Below are 19,146 nucleotides of genomic sequence, written 5' to 3'. Positions count from 1 at the left end.
ATGACCGAAGGACCGAGGGACTGCTCGATCGCCAACGCGATGGAGGTGATCGGGGAGCGCTGGAGCCTGCTCGCGCTGCGCGAGGTGTTCTTCGGGGCGCGGCGGTTCGACCAGATCGTCCGCAACACCGGGGCGAGCCGGGACATCCTGACCGCGCGGCTGCGCAAGCTCGTCGAGACGGGAATCCTCGAGAAACGGCTCTACGAGGAGCATCCGCCGCGCTACGAGTACGTGCTCACCGAGGCGGGGCACGCGCTCAACCACGTGCTGCTGAACCTCATGGCGTGGGGCGACCGGTATGTCACGGACGGCCCGCCGCCGACGGTGTGGCGCCATTCGTGCGGCGAGGTCCTCGCACCGGAGACCGTCTGCGCACACTGCCAGGAACCGGTGCGAGAGAAAGACATGACGCTGGTGCGGAGCAGTCGGCGATGACGCGTGGTCGGCTGTCCGTGAAGGCCTCCTTGAGGGACCCAGGGTCCCTCAAGGAGGCCTTCACGGACCTTCGCTAGCCGCGCCACTCCCGCGCGATCATCCGCATGAGCGCCGGGTAGATGATCAGGTACCGGAACGGCTTGATGAATCCCATGTACGCCCGGCCGAACAGGCCGTTGGGTTTCACCAGCACCGCCATCTGACCGCGATACCCGCCCTGCCCGTCTTCGACCCACGCGATGTGCAGGACGCCGTGCATGGTCCCGTTCGCCATTTCGGCGGCGAATTCGTCTTCGAGCCGGTATACCGGGGTGAACGGCGACCAATCTTCGTCCGGCCCGGTCGGTGTGCGGCGGAGGTCTTCCGGCAGTTTGGCGCGAAGTGGTCCCACCCGGGTGTCGAGGCCGGAAGTCCGCTTGTCCAGGCCGAGCAGCCCGCCGAGTTTCCAGCGCAGCGCCCACAGCGCCCGGACGGGTAGTGGCGCCCCGTTCGGGAAATCGCCCGACGAGAACTGCTTCACCAGCTTGTCGAAGTCGTCCGGGCCGCCGGGTGTTTCCAGTGCCCAGACGTCTTCGAGGTCGAAGTCCCCGGCGATTTCGTGGATCCGCCAGGAGTGGGCCGTGTGCGCCGTGTTCGCGAGTTTCATGCCGACACCAGTTGGACGATCTCGCGTGGCCGGACCTCGCGATCGTCGAAGGCGACGTCCACATCCGCCGAGCCCAGAGCCTGCATCGAGGCCGCCTGTGCCGCCTCGGATTCCCACCGCACGATCGAGACCACGGCGTCTCCGGCGGCGGTCACCCAGCATTCGGCGGCGAGGCAGCCCGAAGTGGAGCGCAGGACGGCGGCGACTCGCTGGACGCGCGAGACGAAATCGTCGTGATGATCGGTGTGCGGGTAGTGCGTGGCCACGAATCCGACAGTCATCGTCGTTGTTCCTCCCAGTCAACTTCCGCCATCTATACGGTAGCGTATATATCGTCGTCGTGGTGCCGGAGTGACGGGGGATACGGTGATCGCATGGCCGCCGAAACCCGGACCCCGCCGAGCGCCTGGATCGACGCGGGACTGCATGCCCTCGCTGCCGGAGGTCCCGGCGCCGTCCGCGTCGAGGCGCTCGCGAAAGCGCTCGGCGTCACGAAAGGCGGGTTCTACGGCCATTTCGCCGATCGGGGCACGCTGCTGGAGGAAATGCTCGCCACCTGGGAGCGGATGAGCACCGACCTGCTGTTCGAGAGCGTCGAGCGCGAAGGCGGCGACGCCAGGGCGAAGATCCGGCGAGCCGGACTGCTCGCCGGCGACCGGCTACTGCCGATCGACCTCGCGATCAGGGATTGGGCCCGGCGCGACCAGTCGGTGGCCGAACGGCTCCGGCGGGTCGACAACCAGCGGATGGATTACCTGCGTTCCCTCATGCGCGAGATCTTCACCGACGAGGACGAGGTCGAAGCCCGGTGCTTGCTCGCGTTCTCGCTCCTGATCGGCAAGCACTTCATGGCCGCCGACCACAACGGCCGCTCTCGGGACGAGGTCACCGAGTTGGCGGGGGCGTTGCTTCTCGGGGGCGGGCCAGGCCATGACGGCTGAGGATGTGTCGGAAGCCGGAATGTGAAGCGCGCCAGCGTGGCGGAATCGGCGGCCTGATCCAGCGGTTCACCGCACTGGACAAGCAGGCAGCACCTACCGTGAGCGTCGTCTCGTCCGTGAGCTGCGCCAGGTGTCCGACGATAGGCGCATGTACCCGGAGATCGAACCCAACGCGTCAGGCCACCTGAACACCGGTGACGGCAACCTCGTGTACTGGGAGGAATGCGGCAACCCCGACGGCAAGCCCGTGGTTTTCCTGCACGGCGGTCCCGGCGGCGGCTGCTCGCCGTCGCACCGCCGGCTGTTCGACCCGTCCGCGTATCGGATCGTCCTGTTCGACCAGCGCGGCTGCGGGCGGTCGTTGCCGCATGCCTCCGCGTCGGGCGATCTTTCGTTGAACACGACCTGGCATCTCGTCGATGACATCGAGCGACTGCGGCAGTCGCTGGGCATCTCGCGGTGGCAGGTGTTCGGTGGGTCCTGGGGGTCGACGTTGGCGCTGGCGTATGCCGAGAAGCACCCTGAACGCGTGTCGGAGTTGGTGCTGCGCGGGATCTTCACGCTGCGTTCGTCCGAGTTGAATTGGTACTACCGGGGTGGTGCGGCGAACGTCTTTCCGGACTTGTGGGAGAAATTCATGGCGCCGATCGCGGAGCTCGACGGGGATCCCGTCGAGCTGTACGCGAGGCTGCTCGCCGACCCTGACCCCCTGGTGCACGGGCCGGCCGCTGTCGCGTGGAGTACCTGGGAGGCCGCGACGGTGACGCTGCTTCCGCGGCCCGAAATGGTGGCGGAATTCGCCTTGCCGGAATTCGCGCTGGCGTTCGCGCGGATCGAGAACCACTACTTCGTGAACAACGGGTGGCTCGAAGAAGGACAGCTGATCCGGGAAGCTGCCGCATTGAAGGACATTCCCGGCGTGATCGTGCAGGGGCGGTACGACCTCGCCACGCCCGTGGTCTCCGCGTGGGACCTGCACAAGGCATGGCCGGATTCGGAACTGGTGATCGTGCCGGATGCCGCGCACGCGTACGACGAACCCGGCATCCTGGCCGCGTTGCTGGCAGCCACGGATCGGTTCCGTGACTAGGCCGTGTCCAGGCACGGCAAAGCCCTGGGTGGAGCCGGGATTCCCTCTGCCCACCCAGGGCTAGTCGTCGTCCTCTTCGGGGGTGGTCGGGACCTGTTTGCGCGCGACGTAGACGAGCAGCCCGATGATCACCACGGGGCCGACGAAGATGAGGATCTCGTCCCAGCCGCCCTGGTGCATCATCATCACCCGCGCAGCGATGGTCATGAGCCGGACACCAGTGCGATCCCGAGCGCGGTGTAGCCGATCATCAGCGCCAGCATGGGGTACTGGCCCACCTTGACGTAGTTCGCGCGCAGCACGCCGACGGAACGGTCATGCGCCGAGGTTACGGCCAGCACGTGCCCCGCGACGATTCCGGCGATCTGCACCAGCGCGATCACGCCGGTCGAGACGACCGTGTAGTCGATCGCGCGGCCGAAGCCCTGCTGCCCGGAGAACACGGCGAACGAGAAGTAATGCGCGACCGTGTAGCCGACCATGATCGGGATCAGCGACGGCGCGAACGCGGGATATGGGTCGAAACCTCGGCGCAGATACGGCCTGGTGAGGCTGATCGCGCCCGCGTAGGCGCCGTACGTGAGCGCGATACAGGCCGCGAGCCCGGCGGTGCCCCCGAGGACACTGGCGTCCAGCGACGTCCAGAACGGGAGCCGGGTCAGGCCGTCGAACGCCGTCGAGCCGAGCACCACCAGTACCAGCGCGGTCAGCCAGGGCGCGGGGGAGATGGCGACCAGCCCGTCCAGTGGATTCCGGACCACGAGCCGTCCGTCACCGCGCCTGCCGAACGGGGACAAGGCCGCGATCAGGCGCGCGTAGACCTCGAAAGCATCGCCGCGGTCGAACCAGCGCGGACCGTAGACCACCCCGAGAGCAATGTGTATAACGGCATACACGGTGCAGAAAAGAGCGATCGCCCTCGGCGAATCCGAGTGCGGGAACACCAGTTCCAACCAGAGAAACGCCAGGAGACCGACGATCGCGGGCAGGTAGCCCAGCCGGTCCGGGAGTTCGCGATGCCGCGCGGGGATCAGCGACGCGACCGTCCTCAGTGGATTCAGGCGCCGCCAGACCGGGCCGAACAGGAGCGAAAGCGGAACCAGTCCCACCCAGAACCAGACGTAGAACCATGCCGGAGCCGGGTTGTCGGCCGAACTGCCGGGACCGGCCCACGCCATCGCGAGGAAACCCGCGAACAGCGCCACGCCTGCCATGCGTGACGCGACCCGCGAGAACGCGCTGTCGACGAACCGCTGCAGGGGGAGGGGGAGTGCGCTGCCGGCGTCGGCGCCGCGGAGCCTTGGTTCCTTCCAAAACACGGTGAGCGCGAAGAAGGAGACGACGACGGCCGCCGCTCCCGCGTAGAGCGCGAGCCACAGTGGCACCGGCAGATCGGACCTGCCGCCGAGGCCGTGCGCCAGGATCATCCGCTGACCCGGAGCTTGGTCACCGCCGCGCCGCTCTTGTGCAGTTCCACCTCGAAGATCCCGTCGATGTTCGCGGTGAAGGAGACAGTCCCCGGAACCCCGGGGGCCAGCTGGGCGGCCTTGTCGTAGCCGTGGACGTGCAGTTCGTCCGCCTGATCGGAGGTGACCTCGAGCGCGACGTTCTCGCCGGTGCGCACCGAGACCTCCGCCGGGCCCGCTGTGCGCTTGCCCGCGGTGATCGAGAACTTCACGGTGCCGGTGCCCGGCGACGGTTGGGAGCCGGTCGATCCCGAACAGCCGGTCACGGCCAGCAGCGCGGCCACGGTGATCCCGCAGATCCCGCCGATCCTCCGCATCGAGGTTCCTCCAAGTCGTACGCCCCGGCTTGCCTGGCCGGAACCATGCCTCTATCGTGTTACCCCAAGGTAACAGTTACTCAGGTTAGCAGGAAGGCGAGAACGGTGTTCATGGCTCAGGAGAGCCCGCCTGCCGGCGGCGCGCAATTCGGGCAGATCGTCATCGCGGGCCTGATGTTCACCGCGGTCTTCCTGCCCTTGGCCCTTTTCGTGCTCCGCGAACGCGCGGGGAAGCGGACCGTCATCGGCCGCGTCGCCGAATGGATGGGTGACTTCAGCGGTCTGCCACGCTGGGCCGCGCTGCCGATGTTCGTCGCGTTCCTCTCCGGGATGTCGGCGCTGATCGGCGTCTATTGGGACGTGCCGATCCACATGGAACTCGGCCGCGACGAAGGCCCGCTCGCGAACCCGTCGCACTTCCCGATCTACTTCGGGTTGATGGGCATCTTCGCCAGCGGCGTGCTCAGCGCGACACTGGCTACGAAGAACCTGCCCAAGCGCACGTTCAAGATCGGCCCGCACTGGCGGGCACCGATGGGGTCCATCCAGATGATGGCGACCGGTCTGGTCGGCATCGCGGGATTCCCGCTCGACGACGTCTGGCACCGGCTGTTCGGCCAGGACGTCACCGAATGGGGGCCGACGCACGTCCTGATGATCGGTGGCGGCGTCTGCGTGGTGCTGGGGCTGCAATTGCTGCTCGGCGAAGCGCGACAGGTCGGCGCGACCGGACCGGTCGTGCGCCTGCTCGGCCCGGTGCTCGCCGGCGCCTGGATGATGGGCGCTTCGGCGTTCCTCATGGAGTTCGACCTCGGCGTCCCGCAGTTCCCGATGCTGTCGCAGGTTGTGCTCGTCGGCCTGATCGGAGCTTGGACGCTGACCTACGGGCGGTTGTCCTGGGGGCCCGGCGGCGCGCTGATCGTCCTGGCGGTCTTCCTCGCCTCCCGTGCTTCGTTCACCATCATCCCGTTGTTCGCCGATCTGCACGTGGCTTCGTTGCTGCCGTACGTCGCCGAAGCGGTGATCATCGAGGTCGTCGCGCTGGCGATGCGGAGCCGTCGGGGCTACACCTTCGCCGCTGTCGCCGGTCTGCTCGTGGGGACGGCCGGGATGCTCGCCGAGGCGGCGTTCACCCAGTGGCTGATGCCGAACCCTTGGCCGGCGGCCCATTTGCCGTTGTTCGTCCTGTTCGGGACCGGCGCCGCTCTGGCGGGTGCATTCATCGGAGTCTGGCAGTACCAGCGCGTGGAGGAGACGGCGACGCAGGTGCCCGCGGCCGGCCCCCGCCACACCGTCGGACTCGTCGGCGCGCTGGGCGCGGTCGCCCTGATGTCGGCCGTCGCCGTCCCGCAGGATCCGGACGGCGGATTCACCGCCGACGTCCGGCTGACGGAGGCCGCGGCCGGGCTGCCGATCTCGAACCCGCACGGCGGTGGCGCGCCCCGCTGGGTCGACGCGACCGTCACGATCTCCCATCCCGATCTCGCCGACGACGCCGTGTGGCTGAACGGTTTCGCTTGGCAGGGCGGCGACTTCTTCACCGCGCCGCTGGAGAAGATCGGCGACGGGGTGTATCGCACGACCCAGCCGCTGCCGGTGTTCGGACAGTGGAAGACCGGGATCCGCGTGCACGTCCCGAACCGGGTGATGGGGCTCGCCCCGATCTACGCGCCCGCCGACCCGGCCGCGGACGCCCCGGCGATCGACGCGGCGTCCGGTACCCGCCCGTTCATGTCCGAGATCGAGTTCCTGCAACGGGAACGGAAGTCGGAGACGCCCGCCGTGCTGTGGACGGTCGCGTACGTGACCGTCGGGCTCATCTTCGCCGGCATGTGGGCGCTGTTCGCGTGGCTCTACGCGGCCGCCGCCAGCGCGCGACGGCGTGAGGTCCCCGTCGGCTGACGCGTCGCGATTCGTCACCTGCTTGCGATGGTTGCGCACGCAAGTACCGCAAGCAGGTGACGAGTCGCTTTGCTCGCACTTCGTCGCACGTATCGATTGAGCATCATCGGGCGCAAGCGTGCTGCAAGCACGCTTCCCTTGAATACCCAGGACACTGCACGTGTTGCCGTCTCGCGCGCCGAAATGGTGACTCACCGCAATGTCGTCGAGACGTAAAGTAGCTATCGACCACGCGACGACATCCGCCGTGCACGATCGGTGTTGGCGAGTCATTGCGCGGTTACCGCGACATGTGGTTACTTTTCCGCCTCGGGGGTTGGGTTACAGCGAGTTTCGATGGGGTGGTCTTCGTGCGCACTGAGCGTTTTCCGAAGCGACTACGCGGTCTTCGCGTAGTCGCGGTCCTTGCCGCTTCGGCGGTCGCGACGGTGCCTTTCGTGCCCGTCGCGGCGGCACAGCAGCAGGGCAAGGTCCTCCGGGTGGCGCTCACGACCGGCATCGACCACCTGAATCCCTTCACCGCCCAGCTGGCGGCGTCGACGCAGGTCGGCCGGTTCAACTACGAGTTCCTCACCCTGCCTTCGGCCGAGGACACCCAGCCCACGGGTGGCATCGCCGAGTCCTGGAAGACCTCGGACGACAAGCTCACCTGGACCTTCGCCATCCGTCAGGGGATGAAGTGGTCCGACGGCAAGCCGATCACCGCGCAGGACCCCGCGTACACCTTCCAGCGGATGCTCGACGACGAGAACGCCCGCACCGCGAACGGCAGCTACGTCACCAACTTCGAGTCGGTGTCGGCGCCGGACGACAAGACGCTCGTCATCAAGACCAAGGCACCGCAGGCGAGCATGACCTCGCTCGACGTCCCGATCGTGCCCAAGCACATCTGGGAGCCGATCAAGGACCTCAACGCCCCCTCGACCGACGAGATGGCCGTCGTCGGCGTCGGCAGCGGACCGTATCTGCTGACCGAGTACAAGAAGAACGAGTTCGTGAAGTTCAAGGCGAACAAGGACTACTGGCGTGGCGCGCCCAAGGTCGACGAACTGCAGCTGCTGCAGTTCAAGGACGCCGAGGCCGCGGTCAACGCGCTCAAGCAGGGCGAGGTCGACGTCATCAACCGGCTCACGCCGACGCAGTTCGACGCGCTCAAGGGCGAGAAGAACATCACCACGAACAAGGCGCCGGGCCGCCGGTACAACGAGCTCATCATCAACTTCGGCGTCAAGAACGTCCTCGACCAGCCGATCGGTGACGGCAACCCGATCCTGAAGGACGTCCGGGTCCGCAAGGCGATCGCGCAGGCGATCGACACGGAGAGCATCGTCCAGAAGGTGATGAACGGCTACGGCCAGCCCGGGACCGGTGTCGTCCCGGCGATCTACAAGGCCTACACCTGGACCCCGTCGGACGCGGAGAAGACCAAGTTCGACATCGCGGCCGCGAACGCCACCCTCGACCAGGCGGGTTACGCCAAGGGCGCGGACGGCATCCGCGTCGCGCCCGGCGGCGCGAAGCTGGAGTTCCGGCTCGCCGGTCACGCGAACCGGCCGTTCGACCAGCGTGTCGCGCAGTTCGTCAGCGGCTGGCTCAAGGACGTCGGCATCGGCGTCAAACAGGAACTCGTCTCCGACGACGAGCTGGACGACCGCACCACCGCGGGCAACTACGACCTCGCGATCTCCGGCTACGGCACCTCGCCCGACCCGGACTACGCCCTCAGCCTGAACACCTGCGCCGGCCGCCCGAACGCGGAGGGCAACGGCGGCAGCTCGGCGACGTTCTTCTGCGAGCCGCGCTACGAGGACCTGTACAAGAAGCAGCTGACCGAGTTCGACCCCGCCAAGCGCGCCGAGCTCGTCAAGCAAGCGCAAGCCGTGCTGGCCGGCGAGTACGTCGACGTCGTCCTCGACTACGACAACGTGCTCGAGGCCTACCGCTCGGACAAGTTCGCCTCGTTCACCAAGCAGCCGCAGCCCGACGGCGCGATCCTCGAGCAGTCCGGCTACTGGGGCGTTTACGGCGCCACTCCGGCCGACGCGGCAGCGCCGGGCGCCGAGGAAAGCAGCAACACCGGACTGTGGATCGGCATCGGCGCGGTCGTGCTCGTGGTGCTCGTCGGCGGTGGCGTGCTGCTCGGGCGGCGCGGCAAGTCGGCCGACGACCGGGAGTAGAACTCGTTGACCGAAGCACTCAGTTCCCTCGACCAGACCCCGGCGCTCGTCGATCCCGACGAGCGCCGGGGCGGGACCGGCACCGCCCGGTTCGTGCTCTCCAAGATCGGCGGCGCGCTGGCGAGCCTCGCGCTCGTCGTCGTGCTGGGGTTCTTCCTGTTCCGGACACTGCCCGGCGATCCCGTGCGGTTCATGGTCCGCGACCGGCCGACCGACCCGAAGATGATGGCCGAGCTGCGCGAGCAGATGGGCGTGGACAAGCCCCTGCTGCAACAGTTCTGGGACTACGTCGTCGGCCTGCTCCAGGGCGACATGGGGGTCTCGTACCTGCAGCGGCGCCCGGTCTTCGACATGGTCGGCGAGCGGCTGTGGCCGACGATCCTGCTCGTCGGCAGCGCGACCGTGCTCGCGGTCATGCTCGGCCTGTGGCTCGGCATCCGCGCGGGCTGGCGCCGGGGGAGCAGGTTCGACAAGGTCCAAACAGGACTCGCGCTGACGCTGTGGTCGGTACCGCAGTTCTGGCTCGGGCTCATGTTGCTGGTGGCCAGCAACGGTCTCTTTCCGAGCCGTGGCATGCATTCCCCGGACGTCGCGCCGGGCTTCTTCAGCGAAGGGCTCGACGTACTCCACCATCTGGTGCTGCCGTGCGTGACCCTGCTGGTGGTGTTCTACGCGCAGTACATGCTGGTCATGCGGTCGTCCCTGATCGGCGAGATGAATTCGGACTACCTCACCACCGCGCGGGCCAAGGGGCTGCGCGACGACCTCGTCCGCAAGCGGCACGCCGTGCCCAACGCCCTGCTTCCGACGGTGACGCTGGTCTTCATGCAGTTCGGGATGGTCGTCTCGGGTGCGGTCTCGGTGGAGGCCGTGTTCAGCTGGCCGGGGCTCGGGCAGCTGCTCTACGAAGCGCTCCGCGGGCCTGATCTGCCTGTCCTGCAAGGAGTTTTCGTGACCCTCGCGGGTGCGGTGGTGCTGATGAACCTGCTCGCGGAGTTGCTCTACCGCGTGCTCGACCCCAGGGTGCGGACGGCATGACCACAGCGGAAAAACCCGGTTCGATCGTCTGGCGCCGCCGCCGTGAGTCGGTGGCGAAGCGCTGGCACGAGTTCACGACGAACAAGGCGGGCGTCTTCGGACTGGCCTTCCTCGGCCTCATCACGCTGCTGGCCATCCTCGCCCCGGTGATTTCGGACGAATCCGGCCTCGACGTCACCAAGGCCGAAGGCACTTCGCTGGAACCGCCCAGCGGCGAGTTCTGGCTGGGCACCGACATCGACGGCCGCTCGGTGCTGCTGATGACGTTCTGGGGCGCGCGGATCTCGCTGCTCACCGGCTTCTCGGCGGCGTTCCTCTCAGTGCTGATCGGCACCCTCATCGGGATCGCGGCCGCGCATTTCGGTGGCTGGCTTTCCGGGCTGTTGCTGCGGTTCACGGACTTCTTCCTGGTGCTGCCGTCGCTCGTCCTCGCCGTGGCGCTCGCCTCGGTGCTGGATCAGGGCACGATGACGGTGATCATCGCCATCGGCGTCACCGCCTGGCCAAGCACCGCGCGCCTGGTCCGCGCGCAGACCCTCACGATCGAGGGCCGCCCGTACATCGAACGCGCGAAAGCACTCGGCGGCGGTCACCTGCACATCGTCGGCAAGCACGTCCTTCCCGGCGTCATGCCGCTCGTGCTGGCCAACACCACGCTCGTCGTGGGCAACGCGGTCATCGCGGACGCGACGCTGGCGTTCCTCGGCGTCGGCAACCCGAACACAGTCTCTTGGGGAGCCATGCTGCAGACCGCCTTGAACAACGGCGCGATCAGCAAGGGCGCCTGGTGGAACCTGCTGCCGCCGGGTATCGCGATCGTCGTGGTCGTTCTCGCCTTCACCCTCGTCGGACGCGCGCTGGAGACCGTGCTGAACCCGCGCCTGAAGGGACAGCACTCATGAGCCCCTTGCTGGAACTGAAGAACCTCGGCGTCACCTACGCCACCGGCAGCGGTGAGGTCGCCGCCGTACGCGGCGTCAGCCTCGTGCTCGAACCCGGTGACACCCTCGGGGTCGCGGGGGAGTCGGGGTCGGGAAAGTCGACCGTCGCGATGAGCGTCCTGCGGCTGCTCCCGCGGTCGGCCAAGGTCAGTGGGGAGATCCTGCTCGACGGTGAAGACGTCACGGCCATGAAGTGGGGCAGGCTGCGCGCGGTGCGCTGGGCCGAGGCCTCGGTCGTGTTCCAGGGCGCGATGCACGCGCTCAACCCGGTCCGCCGGATCGGCGAGCAGATCGCCGAGCCGATCCGCCTGCACCCGCCCGGTGGCAAGGCGCTGTCGGACGGTGAGATCCAGGCCAAGGTCAAGGACCTGCTCGAACAGGTCGACCTGCCGCCCGGCCGCGCCGGGGCGTACCCGCACGAGCTGTCCGGCGGCCAGAAACAGCGCGTCATGATCGCGATGGCGCTGGCCTGCTCACCGCGACTGATCATCGCGGACGAGCCGACCACCGCGCTGGACGTCGTCGTCCAGGCACAGGTGCTCGACCTGCTGGGCAGGCTGGTCGCCGAACAGGGGATCGGGCTGATCATGATCAGCCACGACCTGTCGGTGCTCGCCGCGACCTGCCGCCGGATCGCGGTGATGTACGACGGCGAGATCGTCGAGGAACGGCCGAGCGCGGAGCTGATGAGCGCGCCGCGGCACGAGCACAGCAAGGCGCTGGCGGCCGCGTTCCCGACCGTCGGCGACCCGGTGTCGCGGTTCGCGCCCGCCACCAGCACGCCGTTGCCACCGGAACCGGAACGCACCGGTGACCAGCCCGCGCTGCTGGAGGCCGAGGACCTGCGCGTCAGCTTCCGCGACCGCACCGGCAAGCGCATCCACGCCGTCGCCGGCGTGAGCCTCCAGGTGCGGAAGGACGAGATCGTCGCGCTCGTCGGCCAGTCCGGCTCTGGCAAGACGACACTGGCCAGGACGCTGCTCGGGCTGCAGAAACCCGACTCCGGTGCGGTGCGGTACGCCGGGAAACCGGTCCCGCTCGGCGGCGCCGGGCTCAAGGCGTACCGGCGGCAGGTCCAGCTCGTGCTGCAGGACCCGACGAGCGCGCTGAACCCGAACCACACGGTGTACGAGGCCGTCGCGGAAGGCCCCCGCATCCACGGAATGGCCGCGAACGAGCACGAGCTCGTCATCAAGGCCCTCGAAGCGGCCGAACTGCGGCCCGCGGAGAAGTTCCTCGACCGGCTCCCGCACGAGCTGTCCGGCGGGCAGCGGCAGCGGGTCGTCATCGCGGGCGCGCTCGCGCTGGACCCAGGCGTGATCGTCGCCGACGAACCGGTGGCCTCACTCGACGCTTCGGTGCGAGGGGAGATCCTCGCGCTGTTGCTGCGCCTGCGGCGTGAGCTGGGTCTCGCCGGGCTCGTGATCACCCACGACCTCGGACTGGCCTGGAACATCGCCGACCGGGTCGCGGTGATGTATCGCGGGGAACTGGTGGAGGTCGGTACCGTGGAAGAGGTCCTGCTGGACCCGAAACACGACTACACGAAGTCGCTGCTCGCGGCGTTGCCCGGTGGCACCGCCCAGCGTGCGGCGGCCGACCGCTGAGCGAGGGGATTCCCGTGTCCGACGCGGGAAACACCCATTGCCGCGCACACGCACAGGCGCGGTGTGTAACCTCCAATCTCGAAATGGCGACCACGACAGAACCCCCGCAGACGCCCTCGGCCGGTTCCCTCGGCGAGCGGCTCCGGGTGCCTTCCCGGTTCCCGTACCGCACCATCGCGATGGGAACCATAGGCAGCACGCTGCTGATGCTGGCGGCGCTCGGCGCCGGCGGCATCCTCATCCGTGACCCGATCCTCGGGCACGGACCGTTGTCGTGGATCCGCTACGGCCACGGCCGCATCCTCGCCAACGCGATGCTCTACACGGGCTTCGGGCTGATCATCTGGGCATGGGTCCGGCTGGGCCGCTACGCGCTCGCCGGACGGATCGGCAGCCGTCCGATCGTGATCGCCTCCGCCTGCTGGATGGCGCCTCTTCTGGTCTCGCCGCCGCTGTTCACCCGCGACGTCTTCTCCTACCTCGCGCAGGGCGCTCAGCTCCTGCATGGGCTCGACCCGTACGCCAACGGACCCGCCGAGCTGACCGTGCTGCCGGACGTCGTGCAGAACGTGCACCCGCTGTGGCAGACCACGCCCGCGCCGTACGGCCCGCTGTTCCTGCTGGTCGCCAAGGGGATCGTCTCGGTCACCGGCAACGACATGATCGCCGGCGTCATCGCGACCCGCCTGGTCCTGATGCTCGGCCTGGTCGGGATGCTGTGGTCGCTGCCGCGGCTGGTCAAACACCTCGGCGGCAAGCTGCCGATCACCCTGTGGCTCGCCATCGCCAGCCCGATGACGGTCATCCACCTCGTCGGCGGCCCGCACAACGACCTGCTGATGCTGGGCTTCCTCACCGTCGGCGTGCTGGCCGCGCTGGAGCGCAAACACGTCGTCGCGATCGTCCTGGTCACCGTCGGCATGCTGATCAAACCCACCGCGGCGTGGGCGCTGCCGTTCCTGGTCTGGGTGTGGGCGAACCACCTGCCCGGCGACCGGAAGGTGGTCAACTTCTTCCGTGCGGGCGCCGCGTCGGTCGGGATCTTCCTGCCGGTGTTCGTCGCGGGTACCTGGCTGTCGCTCGGTTCGGTCAACCTCGGCTGGCTGACCGGCCTCAAGGCGCCGACGCTGATCGCGAACTGGATGAACTTCCCGACCGGGATCGGCGAGATCTTCTACTCGCTGGTGAACCTGGTGATCGACGTCGAGGTCTCGCCGTTCGTCACCGTGTTCCGGGCGATCGCGATGGTCGGCCTGTTCGTCTTCGCCGGCCGCCAATGGTGGCTCGCCCGCGACGGCGGCAACCCGGCGATCCACCGGATGGCGATCGTCCTGCTCGCCGGCGCGATCGTCCCGCCGCCCTCACTGCCGTGGTACCTGACCTGGGGTTTCGTGGTCCTGTCCGCGTTCGAATGGCGTCGCCGGAACCTCGCGGTCGTCGTCGCGGTGTCGGTGTTCGTGACGCTGGTCTACTACCCGACAGGGGAGCAGGCGCTGTACGACTGGTGGTTCATGGCGGGCGTCGTCGCGGCGAGCGTGTACGCGGCCGCGTCGCTGCTGCGGCCTGATCCGCTGGGGATCATCTCGGCTTGGCGGGGGAGGCCGGTGGAGCAGTTCCTGCCCGCCGAGGCCCCCCGCTCCTCCTGATTTTCGACTGGGCCCCTGCCTTCAGAGTCAGGTCCCGGCAAAGTCGAATATCCGCTGGTCGGTGGCGTTATTGGTGATTCGACCGGATATCGTCGACTGTCCGAAGGGGCAGAGCTTGAGTGGCGGTTCGGCTTGCTCAAGGGGTGAGCCTGAATGTCCACAAAGGACCCTCGTCGGCGGCGGAATGTCCACTTGATGCTTATATGTTCGGTTTTCGACAGGGTCGTGAGTGGCAAGGACGGTTCTGGCGGACCGGTATTTGCCTACCCATTGGTGCCGGTGTTACGGCAAGGGCCAGGCGTGGAGGATTGGGGGACGTTGAGTGTCCCCCTCCTCCGTTGATCAAGATCCGGGGCCGGCACGACGTCGTGACGATGTAGGAATCGGGACACTCAACGTCCCAATTCCTACATCGTCAACCCTCTCGGCCTGGTCCAGCGTAGGTAGGCAAATACAGGTCCGCCCTAACCCGAATCGCCACTCACGACCCCGCCGCGGAACACCCGGATGAGGCACTGTCACCCCCGGAACTGTCCCCTGTGGACAGTCGAGGAGGTATCAGGCCGCTGTGGCGAGCCCGCCTCCGCCGCTCCAAGACCTGCTTGACCAGAGGCTATGCGACTTGCCGGGCCCTGCCTTCCAGGGTGGGGAATGGCGCGGTCGAGAAGGGCGAGTTTCCTCGGCTGAGCCGCGTGAAGGGGGCCTTCACGCGATCAAGATGTGACGGGTGTGACTCCTGAGGCGAGCAAGCGGTCCGTGAAGGGCCCCTTCACGGACCCAGAGTCCCTCAAGGAGTCCTTCATGGACTTGACCCGGCCACCAAAGTGTATAACGACCTATACAGCACGGCGGTGGCGTTGTTGCCGCCGGGCGGCAACAACGCCAAAAAGCTCAAGAAGCGCGCCATCCACTCCAGGAGCAGACCACTGTGCTCACCACGGCATGCGGAGCGGGTTGCGCCTCGTACTGCGGATACTTTTCCCGCAGCAGCCGCACCGGTAGCGCCTGCTCGTCGGGATCGGTCAGTACCCGGGCGACACCGTCCGCCCGGGCCCACCACAGTCCGGTCCAGTCCTCGGCGTAGTGGTCGGTCAGGAAGCTGACCACGGGGTTCTCCGCGATGTTCTTCAGCCGCCGCAACGCCGTGGTGCTCTTCGGTTTGTGATCGATCGCGAACGCGACCGAGTCGCCTTCGACGACGAAAGTCACCGGCACCAGATGCGGCACGCCGTCCGAGCCCGTCGTCGCCAGCCTCGCTATCCGCTCGCCTTCGAACCGTGACCGGGCTTCCGCAGGCGTCATCCGCATGCCGCGACGGTACCTAGCCCGAGCGTCGCACGCGGAGCACGTTGTCCGAACGCGTTCCGTGCTGTCCCTCCGGTCCCGGGAAGTCGTGCGTGATCAGATCTTGCCGCTCCACGGTCCATTCACCGTCGGCCAGCGCCAGTGTTTCGAGGACCTCGGCCGTCGTCGGGAAGTGGACGTCCTTGTGCGGCGGCTCTTCCATCCAGGTCGGCCAGCCCGCGTGGCCGGCGACCACCAGGGTGCCGCCCGGGGCGACGGCCTCGGCGGCGCGGCGGAGTGCCTTGTCCCGCTCGCCGTCCACCTCGACGGGGGAGTGGAAGAACTGCGCGGAAACCAGGTCGAAGCGCCCCTCCGGGAACGACTTCGCCAGGTCGTGACGTTCCCAGACGATGCCTTCGACGCCGGCCCCGGCCGCGTGCCCGGCGGCACGTTCGAGCGCGACCTCCGAGATGTCGACGGCGGTGACGCGCCAACCCTGCTGCGCGAGCCAGATGGCGTCGCCGCCTTCGCCGCAGCCGAGATCGAGTGCCGTGCCCGGGGTGAGCGAGGCGACCTCGTTCACCAGGATCGGGTTCGCCTTACCGCTCCAGACCTGCTCTTTGTCGCGATAGAAGTCTTCCCAGAACTGTTGTGTGGAATCCATGTCCGAAAGATGCCCCCGGTTCGACCAATCCCGCAAGTTCCGTTGCCATTATGGCAAAACCTGGAGGGTGCCCGCGTCCGCGTCGAGGGTGGCCCGTGCACCGAGGGGGATGGTCGGCGACGCGGGGACGTGCCCGACGCCGAATTCCCAGACCATGGGCACGCCGAGGGGGCCGAGACGGTCGAGCATCAGGGCTCGGATCGCCTCGGGTTCACCGCAGGCCTTCCACGAACCCAGCACGAAGCCGCGGACGCCGTCGAGCCAGCCGGAACGGAGCAACTGCGTGAGCATCCGATCGATCCGGTAGAGGCTCTCGGTGACGTCTTCCAGCACCACGATCGCGTCGCGGGCAGAGCCTTGTTCCGGAGCGCCGAGGCTTGAGACCAGGAGGGCGAGGTTGCCGCCGACGAGTGTGCCGGTCGCGGTGCCCGGCACCAGCGGTGACGACGTCGGCGACGCGATCGTCCGCACGGAGTCCGGCTCGAACAACGAAAGCCGCAGGTGTTCGGCGGCGCCCGCGTCGAACAGCGTGGTCGCGGGCATGGGCGAGAACAGCGTCTCCAGTCCCAAGTGGACATTCACGGCCAGGTGCAGCGCCGTCACGTCGCTCGACCCGGCGAACATCTTGGGCCCGGCCGCCCGCAGCGCCGTCCAGTCGACGAGGTCGAGCATCCGCTGTGAGCCGTAGCCGCCGCGGGCGGCGAGGACGCAGGTCACCCCGGGGTCCAGCCAGGCGCGGGTGAACTCGGCGGCCCGTGCCTCGTCGGATGCCGACAGGTAGCCGGTGGACGCCGCGCGGACGCACTCGCCGACGTGGACTTCGACGCCCCAGCCGCGGAGGACCGGCAGCGCTTTCTCGACCAGATCCGCCGGGACCGGACCCGCCGGGGCGACCAAGGCGATCGTGTCGCCCGGCCGCGTCTTCGACGGCCTCATCGGCTCAGCCGAAGCTTCGGCACGCCGGGCGTTTCGAAGCCGAAGACCTGACCGTAGAACGACAACTCCGCTTCGAGTGCGGCCACGATCGTCTCCGCCTTCCGGAAACCGTGCTGCTCGCCCTCGAACCTCAGGTAGGCGTGCTCGATGCCGCGCCCAGCCAGCCCGGCCACGAACCGATCCGCCTGCTCCGGCGGGCAGATCTCGTCCTCCAGGCCCTGCAAGAACAACAACGGGCCGGCGAGAGTGCCCGCGTTGTTGATCGGCGACCGGTCCCGGTAGCGCTGTGCGCATTCCGGCAGCGGCCCGACCAGCCCGTCGAGGTAGCGGGACTCGAAGTCGTGCGTCTCGCCGCCGTCACCGGTCCACTGGCCGAGGTCGAGGATCGGGTACATCACGGTGCCCGCGCGGTAGGTCGTCGTGGTGGTCAGCGAGGCGGCGGAGGTGTACCCGCCGGCGCTGCCGCCGCGGATAGCCAGCCTGTCGCCGTCGACGGTGCCTTCGGCGGCGAGGGCTTCGGCGACGGTGACACAGTCCGCGACGTCGACGACGCCCCACTGTTCCCGCAGCCGTTCGCGGTAGGCGCGGCCGTATCCGGTCGAGCCGCCGTAGTTCACCGTGACGACGGCGATCCCGCGGCTGGTGAAGTACGCGATCTCGTAGTCGAGCACCGCGCTGTCCCGGCCGGTCGGTCCGCCGTGCGGGTACACGAACAACGGCGGACGTTCGCCGTCCGGCGCGGCGAAGTCGGCGTTCGCGGGCAGATAGACGAAAGCGGGGATCTGGTCGCCGTCTTCGGTTTTGAAGATCCGCTCCACGGGCGTCGACAGGTAGGCGGGTGACGGCGGTTCGGGCGCCGACGCGAGTTCGGTGACCGTCCCGGCTTCGAGATCGACCTTCACGACGGTGTCTTCGCGGGCAGGCCCTGCCGCGACGCCGACCACGCGGCCTTCGTGGATCGCGAAACCGTTGGTGGACCACGCGGTGAGGTCGGCGGCGGCCGCCACAGGGGTCACTTGCCGCGTCGTCTCGTCGAGGACGGCGAGCTTGCCCGAGGCGATGACGGCGAACTTGCCGTCCCCGAGCGGCGTGAACCAGCGGGCGCCGAGTTTCCACTGCGCACCGCCGATCTCCTGCTCCGACGGCGCGAGGTTCGTGATGCCGCCGTCGAGTCCGACGCGGTGCAGGTTCCACCAGCCGTCCGGGTCGAGCAGCGCCAGCAGACTGTCCGCCGTCTCCCATTCGACCTGGCAGACGGCGACGTCCGCCGCGCCGGCGAGGACGCGGTGGGGCCCGAAGGTCCCGTCCTCGCGGAGTCCGGCGACGCACAGTTCCGTGCCGTCCCAAGGCATCGCGGGATGGTTCCAGCCGATCCACGCCGCACGCGTGCCGTCGGGGGAGAGCTGCGGCGCGGTGAGGAAGTGGTGACTGGCCGTCAACACCCGTTCCGGGCCGCCGTCGAGAGGAACGGCGACGAGGTCGCGGGCGATGTCCACGCGCCGGGGACCGGTGCTGCGTTCGCGCACCAGCCACACTTCGCCGGTCCGGCCGGGCCGCAGGTCGCTGTAGCGGATCTGGTGCGGCGTGGCCGGTTCCGGAGTGAGCGGGGTCGTCTCGCCGGTGGTCAGGTCGCGGCGGTAGACGCGCTGATCGGCCCAGTGGGTGAAGACCAGGTCGTCGCCGAGGACGAGCCAGGGGCGGCCACCGTACTCGTGGACCCGGTTCCGGACGTTCCACGGAGCGGGAAGGACGTCTTCGACGGTGCCGTCGGCGCGGGACCTCACGAGGGTCACGCGGCCGCCCTCACCGGTTCTCGCTTCGGCCCACCACACCTCGTTTCCCGCCGTTCCGAGCCATTGCGCGCTGACTCCCGCGGCCGCGACATCGGCGGCCGACAGGGGAGACGTCCAGGTGCCGTAAGGGGCGATCTCAACCACAAGGGAAGACTAGGTTCGTCCCTTTGCCGATGACGGCCCGGGGCGTGGCGGTTTCGCCCTTGGCTGAACCTTGGGGCGGCGGATGCCGATCATGGGGCCGTGGCCTAGGGTCAACGGTG

Annotated in this window: 18 protein-coding genes; 9 read left to right on the top strand and 9 right to left on the bottom strand. The window is 68.3% G+C overall.

Annotated features, from left to right (window positions below):
- A complete protein-coding gene (locus DL990_RS34270; protein WP_125787744.1) occupies positions 1–435 on the top strand; it encodes a helix-turn-helix domain-containing protein in 435 nt (144 codons plus the stop codon).
- 73 nt (positions 436–508) lie between these two features.
- On the opposite strand, the gene DL990_RS34265 is transcribed toward DL990_RS34270, so the two are convergent.
- Positions 509–1,081, bottom strand: a complete 573-nt coding sequence (locus tag DL990_RS34265; RefSeq protein WP_125801202.1) for a DUF2867 domain-containing protein — start codon at positions 1,079–1,081, stop codon at positions 509–511.
- Complete coding sequence (locus DL990_RS34260; protein WP_125787746.1) at positions 1,078–1,362, bottom strand: antibiotic biosynthesis monooxygenase; 285 nt, start codon at positions 1,360–1,362, stop codon at positions 1,078–1,080. The genes DL990_RS34265 and DL990_RS34260 overlap by 4 nt, the downstream gene beginning before the upstream one ends.
- 93 nt (positions 1,363–1,455) lie before the next feature.
- Between DL990_RS34260 and DL990_RS34255 the strand changes: the two genes are divergently transcribed.
- Positions 1,456–2,022: a TetR/AcrR family transcriptional regulator gene (locus tag DL990_RS34255; protein WP_125787747.1), complete on the top strand. Its 567-nt coding sequence runs from the start codon at positions 1,456–1,458 to the stop codon at positions 2,020–2,022.
- 130 nt (positions 2,023–2,152) lie between these two features.
- Entirely contained in the window at positions 2,153–3,112 is a 960-nt protein-coding gene (gene pip / locus DL990_RS34250; protein WP_370451388.1) for a prolyl aminopeptidase, read from the top strand.
- Positions 3,113–3,172: 60 nt separating this feature from the next.
- On the opposite strand, the gene DL990_RS41590 is transcribed toward pip, so the two are convergent.
- The 3 genes from DL990_RS41590 to DL990_RS34240 are packed head-to-tail and all read right to left on the bottom strand — an operon-like array spanning position 3,173 to position 4,895.
- The gene (locus DL990_RS41590; RefSeq protein WP_199746720.1) at positions 3,173–3,319 is read right to left on the bottom strand and encodes a hypothetical protein; all 147 of its coding nucleotides are present in this window, start codon (positions 3,317–3,319) and stop codon (positions 3,173–3,175) included.
- Positions 3,316–4,539 carry a hypothetical protein gene (locus DL990_RS34245; RefSeq protein WP_125801201.1) on the bottom strand — a complete coding sequence of 408 codons (1,224 nt, stop codon included), beginning with the start codon at positions 4,537–4,539 and terminating at the stop codon, positions 3,316–3,318. Before DL990_RS34245 ends, DL990_RS41590 begins: the two co-directional genes overlap by 4 nt.
- Positions 4,536–4,895: a hypothetical protein gene (locus DL990_RS34240; protein WP_125787750.1), complete on the bottom strand. Its 360-nt coding sequence runs from the start codon at positions 4,893–4,895 to the stop codon at positions 4,536–4,538. Before DL990_RS34240 ends, DL990_RS34245 begins: the two co-directional genes overlap by 4 nt.
- A gap of 111 nt (positions 4,896–5,006) precedes the next feature.
- On the opposite strand from DL990_RS34240, the gene DL990_RS34235 reads away from it, so the two are divergent.
- From DL990_RS34235 to mptB, 6 genes are all read left to right on the top strand, one after another.
- Positions 5,007–6,797, top strand: a complete 1,791-nt coding sequence (locus tag DL990_RS34235; RefSeq protein ID WP_233620663.1) for a hypothetical protein — start codon at positions 5,007–5,009, stop codon at positions 6,795–6,797.
- Positions 6,798–7,087: 290 nt separating this feature from the next.
- Entirely contained in the window at positions 7,088–8,974 is a 1,887-nt protein-coding gene (locus tag DL990_RS34230) for an ABC transporter substrate-binding protein (protein WP_233620662.1), read from the top strand.
- A 6-nt stretch (positions 8,975–8,980) separates the two neighbouring features.
- Positions 8,981–10,012, top strand: coding sequence for an ABC transporter permease (locus DL990_RS34225; protein ID WP_125787753.1), 1,032 nt, complete (start codon positions 8,981–8,983; stop codon positions 10,010–10,012).
- Positions 10,009–10,914, top strand: coding sequence for an ABC transporter permease (locus DL990_RS34220; protein WP_125787754.1), 906 nt, complete (start codon positions 10,009–10,011; stop codon positions 10,912–10,914). The genes DL990_RS34225 and DL990_RS34220 overlap by 4 nt, the downstream gene beginning before the upstream one ends.
- Positions 10,911–12,560, top strand: coding sequence for an ABC transporter ATP-binding protein (gene nikE / locus DL990_RS34215; RefSeq protein WP_125801198.1), 1,650 nt, complete (start codon positions 10,911–10,913; stop codon positions 12,558–12,560). Before DL990_RS34220 ends, nikE begins: the two co-directional genes overlap by 4 nt.
- An 83-nt stretch (positions 12,561–12,643) precedes the next feature.
- On the top strand, positions 12,644–14,206 hold the full coding sequence (gene mptB, locus DL990_RS34210; protein WP_125801197.1) for a polyprenol phosphomannose-dependent alpha 1,6 mannosyltransferase MptB: 1,563 nt from the start codon (positions 12,644–12,646) through the stop codon (positions 14,204–14,206).
- A gap of 891 nt (positions 14,207–15,097) precedes the next feature.
- On the opposite strand, the gene DL990_RS34205 is transcribed toward mptB, so the two are convergent.
- The 4 genes from DL990_RS34205 to DL990_RS34190 are packed head-to-tail and all read right to left on the bottom strand — an operon-like array spanning position 15,098 to position 19,027.
- Positions 15,098–15,514 carry a TIGR03668 family PPOX class F420-dependent oxidoreductase gene (locus DL990_RS34205; RefSeq protein ID WP_125787757.1) on the bottom strand — a complete coding sequence of 139 codons (417 nt, stop codon included), beginning with the start codon at positions 15,512–15,514 and terminating at the stop codon, positions 15,098–15,100.
- Between the two features lie 13 nt (positions 15,515–15,527).
- Positions 15,528–16,154 carry a bifunctional 2-polyprenyl-6-hydroxyphenol methylase/3-demethylubiquinol 3-O-methyltransferase UbiG gene (locus DL990_RS34200; RefSeq protein ID WP_125787758.1) on the bottom strand — a complete coding sequence of 209 codons (627 nt, stop codon included), beginning with the start codon at positions 16,152–16,154 and terminating at the stop codon, positions 15,528–15,530.
- Between the two features lie 48 nt (positions 16,155–16,202).
- The gene (locus tag DL990_RS34195) at positions 16,203–17,090 is read right to left on the bottom strand and encodes an LD-carboxypeptidase (protein ID WP_125801196.1); all 888 of its coding nucleotides are present in this window, start codon (positions 17,088–17,090) and stop codon (positions 16,203–16,205) included.
- A complete protein-coding gene (locus DL990_RS34190; protein ID WP_125801195.1) occupies positions 17,087–19,027 on the bottom strand; it encodes a prolyl oligopeptidase family serine peptidase in 1,941 nt (646 codons plus the stop codon). Before DL990_RS34190 ends, DL990_RS34195 begins: the two co-directional genes overlap by 4 nt.
- Positions 19,028–19,146: the final 119 nt, after the last annotated feature.

It is taken from the genome of Amycolatopsis sp. WAC 01416 (genome assembly GCF_003947485.1).
GTDB lineage: Bacteria > Actinomycetota > Actinomycetes > Mycobacteriales > Pseudonocardiaceae > Amycolatopsis.
The sequence above is the reverse complement of the archived record's forward strand: the minus strand, read 5'-3'. Positions and strand labels throughout refer to the sequence as shown.

Bases quoted from the DNA above. Each gene is read 5' to 3' on its own strand.
- DL990_RS34270 (WP_125787744.1), top strand. From the start codon at position 1: ATGACCGAAGGACCGAGGGACTGCTCGATCGCCAACGCGATGGAGGTG.
- DL990_RS34265 (WP_125801202.1), bottom strand. From the start codon at position 1,081: ATGAAACTCGCGAACACGGCGCACACGGCCCACTCCTGGCGGATCCAC.
- DL990_RS34260 (WP_125787746.1), bottom strand. From the start codon at position 1,362: ATGACTGTCGGATTCGTGGCCACGCACTACCCGCACACCGATCATCAC.
- DL990_RS34255 (WP_125787747.1), top strand. From the start codon at position 1,456: ATGGCCGCCGAAACCCGGACCCCGCCGAGCGCCTGGATCGACGCGGGA.
- DL990_RS41590 (WP_199746720.1), bottom strand. From the start codon at position 3,319: ATGACCATCGCTGCGCGGGTGATGATGATGCACCAGGGCGGCTGGGAC.
- DL990_RS34245 (WP_125801201.1), bottom strand. From the start codon at position 4,539: ATGATCCTGGCGCACGGCCTCGGCGGCAGGTCCGATCTGCCGGTGCCA.
- DL990_RS34240 (WP_125787750.1), bottom strand. From the start codon at position 4,895: ATGCGGAGGATCGGCGGGATCTGCGGGATCACCGTGGCCGCGCTGCTG.
- DL990_RS34235 (WP_233620663.1), top strand. From the start codon at position 5,007: ATGGCTCAGGAGAGCCCGCCTGCCGGCGGCGCGCAATTCGGGCAGATC.
- DL990_RS34230 (WP_233620662.1), top strand. From the start codon at position 7,088: ATGTGGTTACTTTTCCGCCTCGGGGGTTGGGTTACAGCGAGTTTCGAT.
- DL990_RS34220 (WP_125787754.1), top strand. From the start codon at position 10,009: ATGACCACAGCGGAAAAACCCGGTTCGATCGTCTGGCGCCGCCGCCGT.
- nikE (WP_125801198.1), top strand. From the start codon at position 10,911: ATGAGCCCCTTGCTGGAACTGAAGAACCTCGGCGTCACCTACGCCACC.
- mptB (WP_125801197.1), top strand. From the start codon at position 12,644: ATGGCGACCACGACAGAACCCCCGCAGACGCCCTCGGCCGGTTCCCTC.
- DL990_RS34205 (WP_125787757.1), bottom strand. From the start codon at position 15,514: ATGCGGATGACGCCTGCGGAAGCCCGGTCACGGTTCGAAGGCGAGCGG.
- DL990_RS34200 (WP_125787758.1), bottom strand. From the start codon at position 16,154: ATGGATTCCACACAACAGTTCTGGGAAGACTTCTATCGCGACAAAGAG.
- DL990_RS34195 (WP_125801196.1), bottom strand. From the start codon at position 17,090: ATGAGGCCGTCGAAGACGCGGCCGGGCGACACGATCGCCTTGGTCGCC.